Annotated in this window: 21 protein-coding genes; 12 read left to right on the top strand and 9 right to left on the bottom strand. The window is 71.1% G+C overall.

The window, feature by feature from the left end; genetic code table 11:
• Window positions 1-118: 118 nt before the first annotated feature.
• The 7 genes from AB0383_RS09020 to AB0383_RS08990 are packed head-to-tail and all read right to left on the bottom strand — an operon-like array spanning window position 119 to window position 5,418.
• Window positions 119-1,399 (bottom strand): aromatic ring-hydroxylating dioxygenase subunit alpha, encoded by a 1,281-nt coding sequence (locus tag AB0383_RS09020; RefSeq protein WP_364183774.1) that lies wholly within the window; start codon window positions 1,397-1,399, stop codon window positions 119-121.
• Window positions 1,396-2,400, bottom strand: coding sequence for an amidohydrolase family protein (locus AB0383_RS09015; protein ID WP_364183772.1), 1,005 nt, complete (start codon window positions 2,398-2,400; stop codon window positions 1,396-1,398). The genes AB0383_RS09020 and AB0383_RS09015 overlap by 4 nt, the downstream gene beginning before the upstream one ends.
• 7 nt (window positions 2,401-2,407) lie before the next feature.
• Complete coding sequence (locus AB0383_RS09010) at window positions 2,408-2,902, bottom strand: aromatic-ring-hydroxylating dioxygenase subunit beta (protein WP_364183769.1); 495 nt, start codon at window positions 2,900-2,902, stop codon at window positions 2,408-2,410.
• Window positions 2,899-3,612 carry an alpha/beta fold hydrolase gene (locus AB0383_RS09005; protein ID WP_364183766.1) on the bottom strand — a complete coding sequence of 238 codons (714 nt, stop codon included), beginning with the start codon at window positions 3,610-3,612 and terminating at the stop codon, window positions 2,899-2,901. Before AB0383_RS09005 ends, AB0383_RS09010 begins: the two co-directional genes overlap by 4 nt.
• Complete coding sequence (locus AB0383_RS09000) at window positions 3,609-3,821, bottom strand: tautomerase family protein (RefSeq protein WP_354870316.1); 213 nt, start codon at window positions 3,819-3,821, stop codon at window positions 3,609-3,611. The genes AB0383_RS09005 and AB0383_RS09000 overlap by 4 nt, the downstream gene beginning before the upstream one ends.
• Before the next feature lie 14 nt (window positions 3,822-3,835).
• Window positions 3,836-4,606 (bottom strand): fumarylacetoacetate hydrolase family protein, encoded by a 771-nt coding sequence (locus tag AB0383_RS08995; protein WP_364183763.1) that lies wholly within the window; start codon window positions 4,604-4,606, stop codon window positions 3,836-3,838.
• A complete protein-coding gene (locus tag AB0383_RS08990) occupies window positions 4,603-5,418 on the bottom strand; it encodes a fumarylacetoacetate hydrolase family protein (protein ID WP_364183760.1) in 816 nt (271 codons plus the stop codon). The genes AB0383_RS08995 and AB0383_RS08990 overlap by 4 nt, the downstream gene beginning before the upstream one ends.
• A gap of 176 nt (window positions 5,419-5,594) precedes the next feature.
• On the opposite strand from AB0383_RS08990, the gene AB0383_RS08985 reads away from it, so the two are divergent.
• The 8 genes from AB0383_RS08985 (at window position 5,595) to AB0383_RS08950 (ending at window position 11,836) form a co-directional block, all read left to right on the top strand.
• Complete coding sequence (locus AB0383_RS08985; RefSeq protein ID WP_364183757.1) at window positions 5,595-7,040, top strand: aldehyde dehydrogenase; 1,446 nt, start codon at window positions 5,595-5,597, stop codon at window positions 7,038-7,040.
• An 85-nt stretch (window positions 7,041-7,125) separates the two neighbouring features.
• Window positions 7,126-7,254 carry a hypothetical protein gene (locus tag AB0383_RS08980; protein ID WP_354870323.1) on the top strand — a complete coding sequence of 43 codons (129 nt, stop codon included), beginning with the start codon at window positions 7,126-7,128 and terminating at the stop codon, window positions 7,252-7,254.
• 102 nt (window positions 7,255-7,356) lie between these two features.
• Window positions 7,357-8,166 (top strand): DNA-formamidopyrimidine glycosylase family protein, encoded by an 810-nt coding sequence (locus AB0383_RS08975; protein ID WP_364183754.1) that lies wholly within the window; start codon window positions 7,357-7,359, stop codon window positions 8,164-8,166.
• 194 nt (window positions 8,167-8,360) lie between these two features.
• Window positions 8,361-9,194 carry an EamA family transporter gene (locus AB0383_RS08970; protein ID WP_364183751.1) on the top strand — a complete coding sequence of 278 codons (834 nt, stop codon included), beginning with the start codon at window positions 8,361-8,363 and terminating at the stop codon, window positions 9,192-9,194.
• Between the two features lie 168 nt (window positions 9,195-9,362).
• The gene (locus tag AB0383_RS08965; RefSeq protein ID WP_364183748.1) at window positions 9,363-9,518 is read left to right on the top strand and encodes a hypothetical protein; all 156 of its coding nucleotides are present in this window, start codon (window positions 9,363-9,365) and stop codon (window positions 9,516-9,518) included.
• An 81-nt stretch (window positions 9,519-9,599) separates the two neighbouring features.
• Window positions 9,600-10,460 carry an SAM-dependent methyltransferase gene (locus AB0383_RS08960; protein ID WP_364183746.1) on the top strand — a complete coding sequence of 287 codons (861 nt, stop codon included), beginning with the start codon at window positions 9,600-9,602 and terminating at the stop codon, window positions 10,458-10,460.
• Window positions 10,457-10,723, top strand: coding sequence for a hypothetical protein (locus AB0383_RS08955; RefSeq protein WP_364183743.1), 267 nt, complete (start codon window positions 10,457-10,459; stop codon window positions 10,721-10,723). The genes AB0383_RS08960 and AB0383_RS08955 overlap by 4 nt, the downstream gene beginning before the upstream one ends.
• 447 nt (window positions 10,724-11,170) lie before the next feature.
• Window positions 11,171-11,836 carry a hypothetical protein gene (locus AB0383_RS08950; RefSeq protein ID WP_364183740.1) on the top strand — a complete coding sequence of 222 codons (666 nt, stop codon included), beginning with the start codon at window positions 11,171-11,173 and terminating at the stop codon, window positions 11,834-11,836.
• Here AB0383_RS08950 and AB0383_RS08945 read toward each other — a convergent pair whose 3' ends face one another.
• Window positions 11,837-12,910, bottom strand: coding sequence for a hypothetical protein (locus AB0383_RS08945; protein ID WP_364183737.1), 1,074 nt, complete (start codon window positions 12,908-12,910; stop codon window positions 11,837-11,839).
• Window positions 12,911-12,989: 79 nt separating this feature from the next.
• Window positions 12,990-13,862, bottom strand: a complete 873-nt coding sequence (locus tag AB0383_RS08940) for a LysR family transcriptional regulator (RefSeq protein WP_364183735.1) — start codon at window positions 13,860-13,862, stop codon at window positions 12,990-12,992.
• A gap of 70 nt (window positions 13,863-13,932) precedes the next feature.
• Here AB0383_RS08940 and AB0383_RS08935 point away from each other — a divergent pair, with 70 nt between their 5' ends.
• The 4 genes from AB0383_RS08935 to AB0383_RS08920 all read left to right on the top strand — a co-directional run bounded on the left by AB0383_RS08935 (window position 13,933) and on the right by AB0383_RS08920 (window position 19,322).
• Window positions 13,933-15,723, top strand: coding sequence for a gamma-glutamyltransferase (locus tag AB0383_RS08935; protein ID WP_364183732.1), 1,791 nt, complete (start codon window positions 13,933-13,935; stop codon window positions 15,721-15,723).
• 138 nt (window positions 15,724-15,861) lie between these two features.
• Window positions 15,862-17,493, top strand: coding sequence for an ABC transporter substrate-binding protein (locus tag AB0383_RS08930; RefSeq protein ID WP_366186181.1), 1,632 nt, complete (start codon window positions 15,862-15,864; stop codon window positions 17,491-17,493).
• A gap of 3 nt (window positions 17,494-17,496) precedes the next feature.
• Window positions 17,497-18,453 carry an ABC transporter permease gene (locus AB0383_RS08925; protein WP_364183728.1) on the top strand — a complete coding sequence of 319 codons (957 nt, stop codon included), beginning with the start codon at window positions 17,497-17,499 and terminating at the stop codon, window positions 18,451-18,453.
• The gene (locus AB0383_RS08920; RefSeq protein ID WP_366186179.1) at window positions 18,450-19,322 is read left to right on the top strand and encodes an ABC transporter permease; all 873 of its coding nucleotides are present in this window, start codon (window positions 18,450-18,452) and stop codon (window positions 19,320-19,322) included. Before AB0383_RS08925 ends, AB0383_RS08920 begins: the two co-directional genes overlap by 4 nt.
• The last annotated feature ends 1 nt before the right edge of the window (window position 19,323 follow it).

Raw genomic sequence — 19,323 nt, 5'->3', positions numbered from 1 at the left:
TCTCGGCCGTCAGGCCGGATTTGTTCGGGTGGGGGTCGACGCGTGGTGGCACTCCGATTACGCAGTGCCGAAACAAACACTGCCTGTTCAAATGCTGCCGAATCAAAACACTCTCTGATCAAATGCTGCCGAGGAGATCCCGCCACCGACGCCAGAACGCACGTTGCTGCACTTCGTCGGACGCGACGAACGGTCCACCCGTGGCTTCCTTGTGGATCCCCCGCGAAATGTCCGACCACGGCGACTCGGCCGCGACGGCGAACCCCTCCTGGCAGGACTCGCACGCCTCCATGTCGTCCGGCGTCGCCAGCCCACCCGGCCCCTGGAACGTCACGTACGAGTCCAGCCGCCGCGCACGCACCGACTCCGGTTCGCCCTTCGTCGCCATCGTCCACTGCGCCACCAGCGTGCGCCCGGCCGCGGTGGGCGTGATCGTGCGGACGACGATCCCCATGATGTCGTTGATCACGAGGTTGGGGAAGATCAGCAGGTTCCGGTCGGTCGTCGCGATCCGGCGCGCGCGGTCGGCACCGAACTCTTCTTCGAGCCGCGCCCGCTGCCCCTCGACGTACTCGCGGTTCTCCTCCCCCATCGCCGGCGTCCACCGCGCGACCGGGCGGGCCCACGGACCCTCCACGGTGATCACCGCGTGCCCATTGCCGAGATCCTTCGCCTCGGTCGCCTTGCGCGGGTCGAGGTAGGAGTCCTCGGTGGACTTCAGGTAGTCGAAGTACGTGCGGTGCAAGGGGATCAGGTGGTAGCCGTCGAGGCTGTTCTCCACGAACAGCTTCCAGTTCGCCTCCATCGAGTACTCGTGCACGCCGTCGACCACCTCCATGTCCGGCGACTGGTCCGCCACCAAGTCCAGGTAGTCGCGGGCTTCGCCGAGGTACTCCGGCAACGTCACAGCGTCGGGATCGAAGCAGCAGAAGACGAACCCGCGGTACTCCTCGACGCGCGGCGGGGAGTTCAGGCTGAAGCGGGAACGGTCGAAGTCGGGGCCGTAGCCGTCGACGTCGGGCAGCGCGGTCAGCCGGCCGTCGTTGGCGTAGGTCCACGCGTGGTAGAAGCACGACATCCCGCGCGCGTTGCCTTCGGGCACCCGGCACAGCTGGGCGCCGCGGTGCCGGCACGCGTTGAGGAACACCCGCACCTCGCCGTCGCTGCCGCGCCACAGCACGAGCGGACGCCCGGCCACGGTGCGGGCGCGGAAGTCGCCCGGGTCGGGCACCTCCGAGACGTGTCCGACGTAGAGCCAGCACTTGTCGAAGATGGCGCGGCGTTCCTGTGCGAGCACGCCCTCGTCGACGAGCGCGGCCCGGTCGACGCGGAAGAGCCCGTCGGCGGCGCGGTCGTCGACCAGCGTGGTGGACGGGGGTGCGATCGGTTCGGAGGTCATCGTCTCCAGCTCCTTTGCCGGGAGTTCGGTCGGGTCAGCGCGGTGAGCAGCGCCGCGGGGTTGGTCTCGCGCACGGCCTTCGCGAACCCCGCGGGCAGCGCCGGGTCGTCGAGGAACGCGAGCGGGTCGGTGGGCATGAACGGGTGGTCCGTGCCGAGCACGATCCGGTCCGGCCCGACGGTGCCGGCGAGGTGGCGCACGAGGCCGGCGTCGAACAGCAGCGGGTCGAACCACAGACGGCGCGCGGAGTCCACAGCGGACTCGGGCATCAGCTCCCGCAGCGCGGGGGTGATCCCGCGCAGGTAGTCGATTCTCGGCAGCTCGGTGATCAGGGCGCCGCCGCCGTGGCTGGCCAGCAGGCGCAGCCCGGGCCGCGCGGCCAGCGCACCCGTGACGATCAGGCCGCCGAGCGCCGTGCCGATGCCCGCGGGGAACAGCACCCCGTTGGCGGCCATCGGGTGCGGATAGTCCGCGACCCCCGGACCCCCGGCCGCGTGCACGAACACGAGCAGCCCCAGCCGTTCGGCCTCGTCGAGGAACCCGGCCCACGCCGGCGCGTGCAGGGGCGCCGTCGGCGGGTTCGAGGGCACCTCGATGCCGAGCAGACCGGCGTCGGCGATCTCGGTCAGCAGGTCGGCGGCGGCATCGGGATCCTGCAACGGAACGACACCCAGTCCGGTGAAGAACCCGTTGTGCTGTCCCACTTCGTCCGCGAGCCAAGCGTTGAAGGCCTGCGCGTAGGCGAGTCCTTCGCCGGGCGGGGCCCACGGCGCGAGCAGCTCGGGCATGGCGGACAGCAGCTGGCCGGTGCCGCCCGCGGCTTCGGCGGCCGCGCGACGGGCGCCGAGATCCCAGGCGACGCGGTGCACCGTCCGGAACGGCTTGCCGGACACGGAGACGACCCCGGTTCCGGTGTCGAGCCGCGCCCAGCGCGGTTCGGCCGAGGTGCGGAAGGGCGTCTCCCGAGGCACCACGTGGGTGTGCAGGTCGAGCACGGTCACGCTCCCGTCACAGGATGATCGACACGGTGCCGCCCGCCTCGACGATGCCGTGGTCGAGGGTCGCGACGCGTTCGAGGACGAGGAACCCGGCGCCGTCTTCGACCAGCACGTGGCGATAGGTGCCGAGGAAGTGGTCGAGCTGACCGAGCCGCGTGCGCATCACGTGGAAGTTGGCGTGCGCCACCACCGTGTCGCCGAGAGGTTCGGCGCGGACGTTGGTGACCAGCCGGCGCGTGCGCGAATGCGGGCTTTCGGCGTGCGCGTGCTTGCTCTTCAACCGGGTCACGCGCCCGCCGAGCCGGGTGTGGTTGTCGTGGATCACCTGGAGCGTGCGGCGCGGTTCGAGGTGGTCGGAGCCCGGCGACGGAACGCGGTACTCGATCCGCGGGTGCATCAGCGCGAACCACTCGTCGAGCCGCCACTCGTCGAGCAGAGCGGCTTCCCGGTAGAGGAACTGTTCGACGCGGTGGTGCAGGTCGGGCGTGGTGGCGGCGGCGGTCATCGGACCTCCGATCTCGAAGCGAGGGTGACGAGCAGGCCGGCCAGCTCGCCGGGGGCGGACAGGAAGGGGCTGTGGGAGGTGTCGAGCCAGGTGACTTCGGCGCCGAGCCGGTCCTTCGCGGTGCGTTCGGCCCAGTCCCCGGAGACGGCGCGATCGGCGCGGCAGCCGACGTAGTGCATCGGCAGCTCGGGAAACGCCTGCAGGGGTGTGACTTCCGTGATCGGGGCCGGCGACTGGGGCCGGAGCCTGGCCGCGGCCGCGGCGGCTGTCTCGGGTGGACAGTCGTGGAAGAACAGCTCGGCCGCGACGGACGCCGGCCACACCGTTCGCCCTTGCTCGTCGCGTTCCTGCTTCGGCAGGCCGTTTTCGTGGAACCACTCGGCCATGGGGCGTCCGAGCGTCAGCTGGTCCCGCCACGACCGGCCCGGCTCGGGCAGCAACGACGCCAGGAAGACGAGCGCGGCGACCGCCGTCCGCTGCGGGACCAGCGGAATCGCCAGGCCGGCCAGCGAGTGACCGACCACGACGTCGCCAGGACCGCGCACGGCGGCGGCGATCGTGGCGGCGTACTGGCGAGTGCCCGCGCGCACGTCGTCCGACGGCAGTTCCACGGCCGTCGCCGAGTGGCCGAGCGCCTCCAGCGCGGAGACCTCGGCCTCCCAGCACCACGCGCCGTGCCAGCCGCCGTGCACCAGCACGAAGTGCGTCATGCCGGGCCCGCCGGTTTCGCGGCCTGCCGCTCGGCGAGCGTGACCCCGCCGACGAGGACCTCCGTCGCCGGCACTTCCACGACCCACACGCGCACCGACGTCTCCGGCACGGAGATCGCCTCGGCCGCCGCCGCGGACACGGCGCGGATCAGCTGGTCCTTCTGCTCGGGCGTGCGACCGGCCCCGAGGTTGATCTGGATGAACGGCATGGTGTCCCTTTCCCTTATTCCGCGCCGAGGGTGACGCTGCCGAGCCCGCTGAGCGTCGCGGTCACGGTCGAACCGGCCATCAACGGAACAGGGGCGGTGAGCCCGCCCGAGAGCACGACCCAGCCGGCCTCGAGGCGTTTCCCGGCCAGGGCGAGCTGGTTGGCCATGAACGCGACGGCGGCGGCCGGGTGGCCCATCACCGCGGCGCCGGCCGCCGACTCGACGACCTGCCCGTCGACCTCGAGCACACAGCCGGTCAACGCGAGATCTCCGTGCGGCGCGACCAGGTCGTCGCCCAGCGCGAAGGCCGCGGAGGACGCGTTGTCCGCGATCGCGTCGAGGTGGCGGAAGGAGAACCCCTCGTAACGGCTGTCGATCACGTCGAGCGCGGCGCAGAGGTACCGCGTCGCGCCGAGGACGTCGGAGACCGTGACGTCGGGGCCTTCCAGCGCCTCGCCGAGCACGAACGCGATCTCCGGCTCGACGCGCGGGTGGATCAGGTCCTTCAGCGACAGGCGCGAGCCCGAGGCGCGGCTCATGCCGCTGGTGACCAGGCCGTAGAGCGGCTTGTCCACGCCCATCGCCAGCTGCTTGGCGCGGCTGGTCAGGCCGAGCTTGCCGCCGACCAGGCGTTCGCCGCGGTCGAGCCGCAGGCGGACGAGCGCGTCCTGCACCTCGTAGGCGGTGCGGAGGTCGGCCAGGCCGTCGGTGGTGAGCGGCGCGACCGTCGCCTGCGTGGTGGCGGCGTCGTCGAGCCGGCCCGCCCAGGTGCGTGCGCCGGTCATGCGGCCACCTCCGCGGCGCGGGCGGCGCTGAAGGAAACGCCGACGTGGCCCAGGTGCTCGAAGTCCGCGCGCACGGTGTCACCGGGTTTGAGTTCGACCGCACGCGTGCAGGTGCCGGGCATGATCACGTCGCCCGCCTTGAGCACCACGCCGTCGCCGGCCACGGTGTTGGCCAGCCACGCGACGGCCTGCGCCGGGTTCCCCAGCACCGCGCCGCTCGCGCCCGTCTCGACGATCTCGCCGTTGCGCCGCAGCACCACACCGATCAGCCGCGGGTCGAGGCCCGCGATCGGGGTGCGCTTGCCGCCCAGCACCACGCGCGCCGACGACGCGTTGTCCGCCACGGTGTCGACGATCCCGATCCGCCAGTCCTGGATGCGCGAGTCGATGATCTCCAGCGCCGGCATCACGAACGCGGTCGCGGCGAGCACGTCGGCCACGGTCACGCCGGGGCCCCGCAACGGGGAGTCGAGCACGAACGCCAGCTCGGGCTCCACTCGCGGGGCGATGAGCGAGCCGACGGGCAGCGGTTCTCCTTCCGGATGGAACATCGACGCGAGCAGGTGGCCGAAGTCGGGCCGGTCCACACCGAACTGCGTTTGCATCACCCGGGCCGTGAGCCCGACCTTGTGCCCGCGCACGGAATCGCCGGCCTCGCAACGAAGCCGCACGCCCTCCAGCTGGATGCCGTACGCGTCTTCGACGTCCGCGCCGGGGAACCTGCCGGTGATGGGGGCGACCGGAGCGGCCTTGCGCTCCGCCTCCCACAGCTCGCCGGCGAGGTGCCGGACGTCCTCTTCACTGAGTGCCATGCAGGCAGCGTGCGGGCCGCCGCGCGCGAAAACACCCGGACGGTTCGGCCAGTGGACCGGTTCGTGCGCAGCCGGGTTCCGGTTCCGGGCCCGCCCAATGGACCGATCCGTGGAGCGATGTCGATCACCCCGGTTGGCTCGGCGAGCGAGAACCTTTTTTCCAGGGAGAGTGGGCAATGACGACCAGTGAATCCCTTTTCATCGGCGGCGAATGGGCGGCTTCTGCCGGTACGGAGACGATCTCCGTCTGCTCGGCCGGCACCGGAAAACCGCTCGGCACCACGGTGTCCGCGAACCGCACCGATGTGGACCGGGCGGTGGCCGCCGCGCGCGGCGCGTTCGACGATCCGGCCGGCTGGGCCACGTGGCCGGTCTCCGAACGCGCCGACGCGCTCGACCGGTTCGCCGTGGCCCTCGACCGGCGCGGTGCCGAGACGGCTCGGACGGTGAGCGAGCAAAACGGCATGCCCATCGCCGTCTCCGGGCAGATCGAAGCGCAATTCCCGTCCGCGATGCTGCGCTACTTCGCGGGACTCGTGCGCGCGCAGCCGGAGCAGACCAGCAATCCGGGGATGTTCGGCGGCATTACGCACGTCCGGCGCGAACCTGCCGGTGTGGTCGCGGCGATCGCGCCGTGGAACTTCCCGCAGGCGCTGGCCGCACAGAAGTACGCGCCCGCGCTCGCCGCCGGGTGCACGGTGATCCTCAAGCCGTCGCCGCAGACCGTGCTCGACACCCGGGCCGTCGCGGAAGCGGCGATCGAGGCCGGGTTTCCGCCGGGTGTGCTCAACGTCGTGCCCGCCGAAGCCGACGCCAGCTCCTACCTCGTAGGCCACCCCGGCGTGGACCTGGTGGCGTTCACCGGATCCACCGCGATCGGGCGGCGGATCTCCGAGATCTGCGGGACGCTGATCCGCCCGGTGATCCTCGAGCTGGGCGGGCGATCGGCGGCCGTGGTGCTCGACGACGCCGACCTCGACTTGGCACGGGTTGGCGAGGCACTGTTCGGCGCGATGCTCGTCAACAACGGGCAGACGTGTTTCCTCTCCACCCGCGTGCTCGCCCCGCGCAGCCGCTACACCGAAGTCGTGGACACGCTGGCCGCGTTCGCCGGCTCGCTGACCGTCGGCGACGCGCTCGACCCCGCCACGCAGATCGGCCCGCTGGTGTCGCAGCGCCACCGGCAGACGGTCGAGGACGCGATCGCCCGCGGCCTCGAAGACGGCGCCCGCCTGGTCGCGGGTGGCGCGCGCCCGCGCGGGCTGGACGAGGGCTGGTTCCTGCAGCCGACCGTCCTCGCCGACGTGGACAACCGCTGGCCCGTCGCGCGCGAGGACATCTTCGGCCCCGTCCTCACGGTGACGCCGTACGACACGGACGACGAAGCCGTCGCGCTGGCCAACGACTCCGACTACGGCCTCGCCGGCAGCGTCTGGACCGCCGACGTGGACCGGGGCCTCGCGCTCGCCGCCCGCGTGCGCACCGGATCCATCGGGATCAACGGGTACGTCCCCGACCTCGCCGCCCCCTTCGGCGGCGTGAAGCAGAGCGGCATCGGGCGCGAGCTCGGGCCGGACGGCCTCGCGAGCTACCAGCAGGCGAAGTCGATCTACCAGTTCTGACGCCCGTTGTGGTCCGGGTCACGGAATGCCGGACGATCTTCGGCGCTACAGAAGGGAGACACCTGTTCCGACCCGAGGGAGAGACATGACTGCTTCCACCGCGTCCGAGACGGCCGAGGCCCTGCCCGTGCCCGTGCTCGACGACTTCGACTTCGAGCTCACCGACGGCGCCTCGTGCCGCATCGACGACCCGGACTGCGAAGCCTGCCAGTGACGCACGGCCGGTGATCCGCGGGCTCGCGGGTCGCCGGCCTGGTTCGCGTCGCATCGGTGACAATGGTCGCCGTCGTGTCCACCCCGAGCCGCGGAGTCGCCCGTGCCCGAACTGCCCGAGGTCGAGTCGGCCCGATCGGTGATCGACCGGGCCGCGCTCGGCCGGTTGATCGTCGAGGTCGACGATACCGATTCCTACGTCTGCCGGCCCCACGCGCCCGGCGAGATCCGCGAGGCGCTGCTCGGGCGCCGGCTCGTGGCCGCGCACCGGCGCGGCAAGTCGCTGTGGTGCGACACCGGCGACGACGGTCCGGCGCTCGGCGTGCACCTCGGGATGTCGGGCAAGATCGTGATCGCCGACGCCGACGGCACCGAGATCGACGGCGGCGACTACTGGGAAGGCCGCCGCGTGCAGGGCGACTACCGCTGGTCGCGCTTCGCCCTCACCTTCGACGACGGCGGCCTGATGATGCTCGTCGACCCGCGCCGCCTCGGCCGCATCACCCTCGACCCGCACATCGAACTGCTCGGGCCCGACGCCGCCGCGGTCACGCCCGCCGAGTTCCGCACCGCGATCACCAAGGGCACCGCGCCCGTCAAGGCGCGCCTGCTCGACCAGCACGCCCTGGCCGGCATCGGCAACCTCCTCGCCGACGAGATCCTCTGGCGCGCCCGCGTGCACCCGGCTCACCGCGTCGACGAGCTCGACCGCCCGGCCCTCGACCGCCTCCTGCGCGCCACCCGAAGCTCCGTCACCGCCGCCCTCGACCACGGCGGCGTCCACACCCTCACCGTGATCCCCTACCGCAAACCCGGCGCGTCATGCCCGCGCGACCACGCGCCCATGGCGCGCGGCAAAGTCGGCGGCCGCACGAGCTGGTGGTGCAGCGCGGAGCAGCAGCTCCCTCACTGAGGCCGCGCCGGAACCACCGGCGAGACGCCCTGGGCGCGGCGGCGCGCGGCGCTCCGGGCTCGCTGGCGGCGAGATCGTGCGCCGAGCCTTCGGTGTGCGAGGCCGGCCCGGCCGGAAGCCGTTCCGCCGAGGCCCACCAGCGCACTCACCGACGCCGCGATCCCGGCCCGGCGGGAACTCGGCAGAATGGACGCGTGGGTGTCCTCCTGGGGTTGTTGTCCGCGCTCAGCTACGGCGCTTCCGATTTCGTCGCGGGCGTGGGCGGGCGGCGCAGCGACCCGAACGCCGTCACAGTCCTCGCGCAGCCGTGGAGCCTGCTCGCGGCCCTGATCGCCGTGCTGGTGATGGGGCCGCGCGCCCCGCACGCCGAGGAGCTCGCATGGGGCGCGGTGAGCGGGCTCGGCACGGCGGTCGGCACGTTCGCCCTGTACCGGGGCCTCTCCACGGCGCGGATGAGCGTGGTCGCGCCCGTCTCCGCGGTGCTGGCGGCGGCGCTGCCCGCGCTCGTCGGGTTCGCGACGGGCGACCGGCTGGCGTGGCTGTCGTGGGTGGGCATCGCGCTGGTGCTGCCGGCCATCGCGCTGGTCTCGCAACACCAGGGCGACGACACCGAACGCAGGCGGTCCGGCCTGGTCGAGGGCGTGATCGCCGGCGCGGGGTTCGGCGTCCTGTTCATCGGCCTCGACCGCGCGGGCACGGCGGCGGGCAGCTGGCCACTGGTCGCGGGCCAATCCGTCGGCGTGCTCCTGCTTGTGATCGCCGCGATCTGGCTGCGTCCGACGTCGTGGGCGCGCGCGTGGTGGCCGGCGACCGCCGCCGGCATCCTCGGCGGTGCGGCCAACCTGCTGTTCGTCGCGGCCACCGGGGCGAGCCAGCTGGCCGTAGTCGCGGTCATCACGTCGCTCTACCCCGCCATCACGATCGTCCTCGCGCGCGGCCTGCTGCACGAACGCTGGAGCCGCCCGCAGATCACCGGCCTCGCCATCGCCGCGGCCGGGGTCACGGCCATCACGCTCGGCCAGCCGTGACCCTGCCCGGCGCCAGGCCGGCTTGAAGTACCCGTCGCGCACGTCCCGCTCACGCACGTACTCCGGCTGGTACTTCACCGAGGTGTAGTGCGACTTCGACTCGGCCTCGGCGCACGGACGGCGAGCTCGGCGGTGTCGCCGCGGCCACGGACCTGCCGTGCGAGCTCGGTGAGCGGACCATCCACCTGGTACTCGGTGCGCTGCATCGTCGGCAACATCACCGAGGCGATGTCCTGGAGCCCGCGCCACACCGACGACCCCGGCCACCGCCGGCTGCGCGACCGCGTCGCAACGGCCGCGAAGGCCGTTCCGCGCGCCGCGTGAACCGCTCCCGGTTTTACGCGGTGACCTGCGAACCCCTACCCTCGGTGTCGCACCCGCCACGCAAACCGAGGAGGCACCCGGATGTCGCAGCACGCGGACCGATCGGCACTCGACAGCCCGCCAGGCGTCGACCCGAACCGGGCGAGCGTCGCGCGCGTGTACGACTACTTGCTGGGCGGAAACACGCACTACGAGGTGGACCGCAAGGTCGCCCGCGAGCTGGCGGAGAAGATGCCGGAGGTGCGCGACCTCGCCGTCGAGAACCGGGCGTTCCTCATCCGCGCGTGCACCTTCCTCGCGCGCAACGCCGGGATCGACCAGTACCTCGACTGCGGCTCGGGCCTGCCGACGGCCGAGAACGTGCACCAGGTCGTGCAGCGCGTCAGCCCCGAAGCAAAGGTCGTGTACACCGACTTCGACCCGGTCGTCACCGCGCACGGCCGCGCGCTGCTCGAAGAGAACGAGCGGACCCGCTACGTCGAGGGCGACATCTACCGGCCCGCCAGCATCCTCGACGACGAGGTGGTGCGCGGGCACCTGGACTGGACCAGGCCGATCGCGCTGCTGTTCGTCGCGACGCTGCACCACTGGAAAGGCGACCGCGGCCGCCCGGCCGAGGTCACGCAGGAGTTCATCGACCGGCTGCCGCCGGGTTCGTTCGTGGTGATCTCCCACATCCTCGACCCGCACGACGGCTCCGACGACGCGCAGGCGATGGAGCAGCTCATCGAGACCGTCCGCAGCGGCGCGCTCGGCGGGGCCACCATGCGCACGCGCGCGGAGATCCGGGAGCTGTTCCACGGTCTCGAGCTCGTGCCGCAGGGCCCGGGCGCCGAGCCGGAGATCGTGCCGCTGGCGGCCTGGTGGCCGGCTGGTCCCCTGTTGTCCGGGATGAACGTAGCCCAGCGCCTCATCGTCGGCGGCATCGCGCGCAAGCCGTGATCCTCGTGACCGGCGCCGGCGGCAACGTCGGCTCGGCACTGATCGCCCTGCTCGGCGCGGACGCCGCGGCGACCTACCGCTCGCGCGTTCGAGTCCGGACAACCGGCGGTGACGCTCGATCTCGCGAAGCCCGAGACGCTGCCGCCCGCGTCTGCCGCGACGGCGGTGCCGACACGGTGACCACGACCGTCGCCGCCCTCACGGACCGGCCGGCATCCGACTTCGCGGATTTTGTGGGCCGCCACCGCGCGATGTTCGGCTGAGCCTCAAGGCGGCTGCCCGGTCGGGACGAGGATGCCGTGGCGCAGGTTGACTTGCCTGCGGCACCCGCGCGCGACTTCTGGTGCTGGGCTACGAATCCCTGTACCTGTCGGACACCGAGGACCAACTGATCGTCACCCACACCGCTCCCAGAAGACGCGGACAACCCCCGGACAACCCTGCAACGACCGGGTCTCCGCAGTGCGGAGCAACCAGGCCAACGGGACCAAATCCCTGTTCTACAACATGAACGGCCCCCGACGGCGACAGCCGGGTCGACGAGTGGCACGACGAATCCGACGGCGTGAACGAGTGCTGACCGCACCCCGGGCCACCCGCGAGCGCACTCTGCGGACGGCCCGGCACCGTGGCCTAACCTTTGGCCTGCACCGGAACCGGCGCCGCTCGTCGACGTCGAAGTCACCGGAGGCCTGAGGAAAGGGGTAGCGGTGCGAAGAAGATCCTGGTTTCTGGCAACCGTCACACTGGCGGCGACGATGGCGTTGACGGCCTGCACGCAGACCATCACCGGCCAAGCGCAGCCCAGCGCGGCGGGTGAGGTCGGTCAGCTCGGCGGTTCGCCGGGCACCGGCTCCCCCGTCCCCTCCACGCAACCGTCCTACCCCTCCACCGACGGCGTCACCGCGACCGTCGCCACCATGACCGTCACCCTCCCTGCCGGCACGCAGTACGCCGTCGAGTCGCGCGACCCCGGCTACGAGGGCTGCCTGCAGTCGGCCACCTTCGCCTGCGCGGGCAAGATCCTGGATCTGCGCCAGGCCGCCGATGAGGGCATGATCAACCTTCCCAGCTCGACCCGCGCGTTCGGCTGGTACCCCGGCACGGACGTCCCCACGTGCATCGGCCCGTCCGCCGACCCCGGCGTCGCCTCCGAAGCCACCGGCGGCGCGGTCCTGGAGCACGGCTTCGCCCCGGTCGGCCCGAAGAAGGCCGAATACGCGCGCTTCCAGGAAACCTGCAAGGACCCGGCGCAGAACAACCAGGTCCGCATGTGGTGGCTGCCCACCAGCAAAATCCTCATCGTCGAACACGCCAGCACCCCCGCCCAGGACGCGGCTTTCGACGGGATGGTGGCTTCGGCCAAGTTCAGCTGATCACGCCGCGCGGCTCGCCAGATGAGCCAAGTGGTGCGACGTCGCGAAGGCGACGGGTTTGCTGGTGGAGCCGAGGCCGTGGCCTCGGCCTTCCGCGGCTTCGCGAATGGCCCGGTCGCCCCACGAGAATTCGGCACCGGCGAAGCCTTCGGACTCCACCACGTGGCGGCAGACCGCTCGGAAGGTGCGGTTCCGAGGGGGTTCCGAATGCGTCTCGCCGGTTTCCGCGTCCGGCTTGGGGATGCGCTCGCGCGAGTAGAGCCAGTGGTCCCAGCAGGTGTACCTGAGGGTGACGTGCCGCGGCGGGAACGCAGGGCCCGAACCCGGGTGCACCGCGCCGTAGTCTCCGAACCGGAGGCCCTGTGCCCCGGCTCGAACCAGCGTGTCCCACGCCGCTTCTTCGACTCGCGGAGCCTCCCAGACCTCGGTCTGCGACAACGCGGGCGGCACCGAACCGGCCAGCAGGCTCGTCGACCGGAACCCGCCGAACGACGCTGAAGTCCCCAGAACGCGCTGCGCGTGCGCGATTGCGTCGGAGGTCAGTTCCGGGAGGTACTCGAGATCGACGATCAGGTCGAGGTCCTCCGGGTCCACGCGAAGCATCTCGAGCAGGCGCCCGAGACGCCCCGCATCCGGCGTGGGTCTTCGGATTCGCAGCGCGCCGCCGGCACCCAGCTCCCGGCAGAGCCGCCCGAGCGGGGCGATCCGCGTCGCGGCGAGATCGCTGCGAACCACGGGGATGAAGGCGATCGGCTGGAAGAGATCAGCCTGGTGGGTGAGGCGGTCGGTCAGGCCGCCGAGGGCTCCGGCCGCGCCGTAGCCCGAATGTTCCGCGACGTCGGTAGCGTCGAGCATGGCCACCCGGCCGAGGTTGTGGAGGATTCGGACAGCCGTTTCGACATCGTCGAGTTGCTTCGTCGGTGTTCCGTCGGCGTCGAACTGGAGCAGCGGCTGAACCAGCCGGAGTTGATCGGCTCGGTGGAGCTCGCCAAGCGCGGTCAGCTCGCCTTCCTTCGCGCGGAGGGCCACCAACGCGGAGAAGTCACCAGGCTGGACCACAGTCACTCCCGTCACCGAGCGCACCCGACCCGCTACTCGATCGACGGTAGATCGCAGACTCCCACGTGACCATCCACCACAAGACTGAACGCGACTACCGCGCCGCCAACGTCGTGTCGAGAAACGCCTGCGTAGCCGCCGTAATCGGCCCGGACCGGTGCACCAGCCACTGCGGCAGTCGTTCAGCCGGCGAGAAGCGCACCACTTCCGCGCCGGCGCGGCGGGCCAGGTCGGTCCAGCCGTCGGGCATCAGGCCGGCGCCGATGCCGCGCAGGACCATCGGGAGGACGACGCTGCGGTCGCCCACTTCGGCGGCGATGGAGACGTCCGGGACGGTCGCGGCGATGCGGTCGAACAGCGCGCGCACGGCCGTGGCGGGTTTGGTGACGACGAAGCGCATGCCGCGCAGGTCGGACCACTCGACCGGGTCGCCCACGCCCGAGCCTGGGGGCGCGACCAGCAGGAACTCCTCGTCGCGCAGGTGGTGGGCCACCAAGCCGGGGCCGGTCGGACGCTCCGCGCTGCCGCACACCCCGGCCTCGCAGCGGCCCTGCAGGACCATCGCCACGACCTCCGCCGCCGACAGCGCCGAGGAGGTGCTCACCAGCACGCCCGGGTGACGTTCGCGCAGGTCGGCGATGATGCTGATCACCGGTTCCAGCGCGGAGGACGACGTGGCTGCCACGTCGACGCGCCCGGCGAGACCGTCGCCGACGGCCCGGGCCGCGGCGCGCAGGGCGTCGAGGTCGCGGAGAACCAACCGCGCGCGGTCGGCCATGAACTCGCCCGCGCTGGAGAGCACGGCGTTGCGGCCGACGCGGTGGAACAGTGCCACACCCAGCTCGTGCTCCAGCTTGGCGATCGCGCGCGACAGCGACGGCTGGGCCACCCGCAGCGCCCGCGCCGCGTGGGTGAAGCCGCCGTGCTCGACGATCGCGACGAAGTACTCGAGCTGCCGACGTTCCATAGCGTCAGGCTATCGCAACGGTGTCATACATGTCTTTGACGTACGCCGACGTACGCGCGACGATGCAGGGATGTTCCAGACCCGTCCCACGTTGCAGGGCACCTTCGGAATGGTGTCGTCCACCCACTGGCTCGCCTCGGCCGCCGCGATGGCCGTGCTGGAAGACGACGGCAACGCCTACGATGCCGCCGTCGCGGCCGCGTTCGTGCTCCACGTCGTCGAGCCGCACCTCAACGGCCCTGGCGGCGAGGTGCCGATGATCGTCGCCCCGGCGGACGGCACGCCGAAGGTCCTCTGTGGACAGGGCGGCGCGCCGGCCGGCGCCACGATCGAGCACTACACCTCGCTCGGCCTCGACCTCGTGCCCGGCACCGGGCCGCTCGCCGCCGCGGTGCCCGGCGCGGTCGACGCGTGGCTGCTGCTCCTGCACGACCACGGCACGAAGCCGCTGCGCGAGGTCCTCAAGTACGCGATCTCCTACGCCGAGAACGGCCACCCCGCCGTGGATCGCGTCGGCGCCACCGTGGAGACCGTGCGCGAGCTGTTCGAGACCGAGTGGACCACCTCCGCCGAGCTCTACCTCCCCGGCGGACGCTCACCGAAGCCCGGCGAGCTCTTCAAGAACCCCGCTCTCGCGAACACCTGGCGTCGCCTCATCACCGAGGCCGAAGCCGCCGGCGCGAGCCGCGAGACGCAGATCGAAGCCGCCCGAAAGGTCTGGCGCGAGGGCTTCATCGCCGAAGCCATCGCCGAGTTCGCGGCGAAGCCCACCATGGACACCTCGGGCGAACGCCACGCCGGCACCCTGACCGGCGACGACCTCGCCGCCTTTCGCGCGACCTACGAGGACCCGGTCACGTTCACCTGGAACGGCTGGACCATCGCGAAAGCCGGCCTGTGGAGCCAGGGCCCGACGCTGCTGCAGCAGCTCGCGCTCCTGCCGGACGCGGACGGCCTGGACTACGCCACGCCGGACTACTACCACACTCTCATCGAGGGCACGAAGCTCGCGATGGCCGACCGCGAAGCCTGGTACGGCGACAGCGCCGACGTCGACATCACCACGCTGCTTTCTCCCGCCTACAACGAAACCCGCCGCAAGCTGATCGGCGAACGCGCGTCGCACGAGCTGCGCCCGGGCCGCCCCGACGGCCGGGAACCACGCCTGAGCAAGCACGCCCGGTACGTGGCGAGCGGCGGCGCCGTGGCCACGGCCGCCGGCGCGGGTGAGCCGACCGTCGCCAAGGACGGGGCGACGCGCGGCGACACCTGCCACCTCGACGTGGTCGACCGGTGGGGCAACATGATCGCCGCGACGCCGAGTGGCGGCTGGCTGCAGTCCAACCCCGTCATCCCGCAGCTCGGGTTCCCGCTCGGCACCCGGCTGCAGATGGCATGGCTCGACCCCGGCCTGCCCAACTCGCTGGCCCCGGGCAAGCGCCCGCGCACCACGCTCACACCGTCGCTGGCCTCGCGCGACGGAGTGCCCGTGATGGCGTTCGGCACCCCCGGCGGCGACCAGCAGGACCAGTGGAGCGCGCATTTCTTCCTCGCCGTCGCGCTGCGCGAAAAAGTGCGCAGCGGCCTCGACCTGCAGGGCGCGATCGACGCGCCCAACTGGCACACCGACAGTTTCCCCGGCTCGTTCTATCCGCGCGCGATGGTGGCCGGCAGCGTCACCGTGGAATCGCGGATCGGCGATGACATCATCGCCGAACTGGAGCGCCGAGGCCACCTCGTGACTGTCGGAGAACCTTGGTCCGAAGGGAGGTTGTGCGCCGTCGCCCGCGATCCGGAGACCGGCGTCCTCTCGGCCGCCGCGAACCCCCGCGGAATGCAGGGGTACGCCGCCGGGCGATAATCACCGCACATCCCGCCGAAAAGCGGACCCGATTCCCGGGCCCGCTTTTCGGCATGTCCATTTTCGGCGAATAACGATTTAACACGCATTAACCAGCCAGAAATCGAGTGGGGGAAAAACCGACGTACGTTGTTCGCCATGTCTCCTCGGTCCCTGCTCCCCCTCCTGGCCGGGCTGGCGGTGCTGACACTCACGGCGTGCGTACCCGTGCAACACGCGAGCGCTCGCAGCGAGCACCGCGACGACTTCGGCACCCCTGTCGGCAACCGAACCGTCCAGCGCGGCGGCGACCTCGTCATGGGCCTGTCCAACGAGCCCGACAAACTCGACCCCACCACGTCCAGTTCGCTCTACACGCGCTACGTGATGACCACGATCTGCGAAAAGCTCTACGACATCGACGACACCAGCGCCATCGTGCCGCAGCTGGCCACCGCGTTGCCGGTCATCTCTCCCGACGGCCTCACCGTCACGATCCCCGTGCGCACCGGCATCGTCTTCGCCGACGGCACCCCGTTCGACGCGCCGGCTGTGGCGACGAGCCTGCGCCGGCACTTCGAGCTCAAAACCTCCCAGCGCAAAAGCGAAATGGGCCCGATCAGCCGCATCGACGCGCCCGACAAGAGCCACGTCGTGCTGCACTACAAGAAACCCTTCGCGCCGATCACCGCGGCGCTGGCCGACCGCGCCGGCATGATCATGTCGCCTGCCGCGCTCGCGAAAGAAGGCGACGACTTTGGCGAGAACCCCCTGTGCGTCGGCCCGTTCAAGTTCGTGAAACGCGTGCCGCAGACCGAGATCGACGTCGAGCGCGACCCGCTGTACTACGACGCCAAAGACGTCCACCTCGACAAGATCACTTACCGGATCATGACCGACGCCAACATTCGCGCGGCGAACCTGCGCTCGGGTGACATCCAGGTCGCCGACACGATCTCGCCCCAGGACGTCGACGCGCTCGCACAGGACCCGGATCTCAAGGTGCTGCAATCCCCTTCCCTGGGCTACCAGAGCGTCACCTTCAACACCGGGAACGTCGACGGCGTCGGCAAACCCACGAAGCACATCGACAAACCCATCGCGAACGATCCCCGCATCCGCCTCGCGTTCTCCCTGGCCCTGGACCGGCAGACGCTCGTCGACACCGTTTTCAACAACTGGTTCGATCCCGCCTGCTCCCCCGTCGCCCCGAAAACGCCTTACTCGTCGGCCGCCAGCAACGCCTGCCCGCCGTTCGATCCCGCCAAATCGCGGCAGCTGCTGAAAGAGGCCGGCGTGCCCGTGCCGTTCCCGATCTCGTTGCAGGTGACCAACACCCAGGACCAGCTGCGATACGCCCAGGCCCTGCAGGCCAGCGTCGCCGAGGGCGGGTTCGACGTGCAGATCGTGCCGGTCGAGTACTCCACCCTGCTGGACGTGCAGAAACGTGGCACCTTCGAGGCGCTGATGCTCGGCTGGTCCGGCCGCATCGACCCGGACGCCAACACCGCGCGCTTCCTCTCCACCGGCTCGGGCGGCAACTACGGCGGCTTCAATTCCTCCACATTGGACAACCTGCTGTCGAGCGCCGCACGCAGCATCGACACGAAGCAGCGTGCCGCGCTCTACGGGCAGGCCGTGCAGCTGATCCAGCAGCAGAACCCGATCGTCTACACCTACCGGGTCCGCAACCTCACCGTGCATTCCACCCGCGTCACCGGCATCCAGGTGTACGCCGACGGGGTGGTCCGGCTCGGCAAGGCCGCGTTCACCGACAGTCAGGAGGGCTGAGCCGTGGGACGTTACCTGCTCCACCGCCTGTGGCAGTCCGCCCTGACCCTGGTGCTCGCGTCGATCGTGGTGTTCGTCGGCGTGCGCGCGCTGCCCGGTGACCCCGCCACGGCGATGGCCGGCGAGGAAGCCGACCCCGCCGCCATCGCGGCCGTACGGGCGCAGCTCGGGCTCGACGACCCGTTGCCGGTGCAGTACTTCAAGTTCGTCGGCCACGCGCTCACCGGTGACTTCGGCAAGTCCGTGCGCACCGGGACGCCGGTGCGGGAGATGATCGGCGCGACCCTGCCGGTGACAGTGCAGCTCGCGGTGTTCGCGATGCTGGTCGCGGTCCTGATCGGCGTGCTCGCCGGCGTCGTCGCGGCAGTGTTCCGCGGTCGCTGGCCCGAATGGGGCGCCAACGGCTTCTCGCTGTTCGCGCTGTCGGTGCCGACGTTCTGGCTCGGCATCCTCGCCGTGCTCTACCTGTCCGTGCAGCTGCGGTGGTTCCCCGCGTCCGGCTACGTCTCGCCCTTCGACCAGCCGTTGCGCGGGATCTACTACCTCACGCTGCCCGCGGTGATCCTCGGCCTCACGCACGCGGCGGTGGTGCAGCGGCAAACCCGGTCCTCGATGGTCGAGACACTCACCGCCGATTTCGTGCGCACCGCGCGGGCGAAGGGACTCGGGCGCACCGCGGTGATCTTCCGCTACGGCCTGCGCAACAGCCTCATCGTGGTCACCACGATCGTCGGGCTCCAGCTCGGCGGGCTCATCGCCGGTGCCGTGGTCACCGAGCGCATCTTCAGCCTGCCGGGCATCGGCAAGCTGACGCTCGACTCGGTCTTCACCCGCGACTACCCGGTGATCCAGGCCGTGGTCCTCGTGATCACGACGGCCTACATCGTGATCAACCTGCTCGTCGACTTCCTCTACACGGTCATCGACCCACGCCTGCGAGTCTCCGGGAGGACCCGATGACGATCGCCGCCGAAACCCCCGCGCCACTGGCCCGTGTCCACGGTCGTGTGACGCGACGGCTCCTGCACAACCCGCTGGGCGTGATCGGCGGCGTGCTGCTGCTGATCGTCGTGATCGCCGGGGTGTTCGCGCCGCTGCTGGCTCCGTACGCGCCGACGGAGGTGCACTTCGAGACGCCGTTCCAGCAGCCGGGCACGGTCGGGTTCGCCCTCGGCACCGACGACCTCGGCCGCGACATCCTCTCCCGCGTCTTCTACGGCACGCGCGCGTCGCTGGAGGTCGGGGCCCTGTCGGTGCTGCTCGCCGTGCTCGTGGGCGTGCCGCTCGGGCTGCTGTCCGGGTACTGGCGGTGGCTCGACGCGCTGATCTCCCGGGTCGCGGATCTCATGCTGGCGTTCCCCTTCCTGATCGTCGCCGTCGGGCTCGCCGCGATCAACGGAGGCGGTCTCACCAACGCCGCGATCGCGCTCGGCATCGCGCAGATCCCGACGATGACCCGTGTGGTGCGCGCCGACACGTTGCGGCTCAAGGAAACCGACTTCGTCCTCGCCGCGAACACGATGCACGCCGGGCCGTGGCGGATCCTCGGGCAGCACGTGCTGCCCAACGCCGCTTCGGCGATCATCGTGCAGGCCACGGTGATCATGCCGGTCGCGGTCATCGGCGAGGCGGTGCTGTCGTTCCTGGGCCTCGGCATCCAGCCGCCCGCGCCGAGCCTCGGGATCATGCTGTCGGACGCGCAGCAGTACCTGTTCCGCACGCCCTGGCCGGGCATCTTCCCCGGGATCGCACTCGCCTTGATCTGCCTGGGGTTCAACCTGTTCGGCGACGCCCTGCGCGACGCGCTGGACCCGAAGAGCACGCGGTGAA

Source organism: Amycolatopsis sp. NPDC051373, assembly GCF_040689465.1.
Classification (GTDB): Bacteria; Actinomycetota; Actinomycetes; order Mycobacteriales; family Pseudonocardiaceae; genus Amycolatopsis.
The sequence above is the reverse complement of the archived record's forward strand: the minus strand, read 5'-3'. Positions and strand labels throughout refer to the sequence as shown.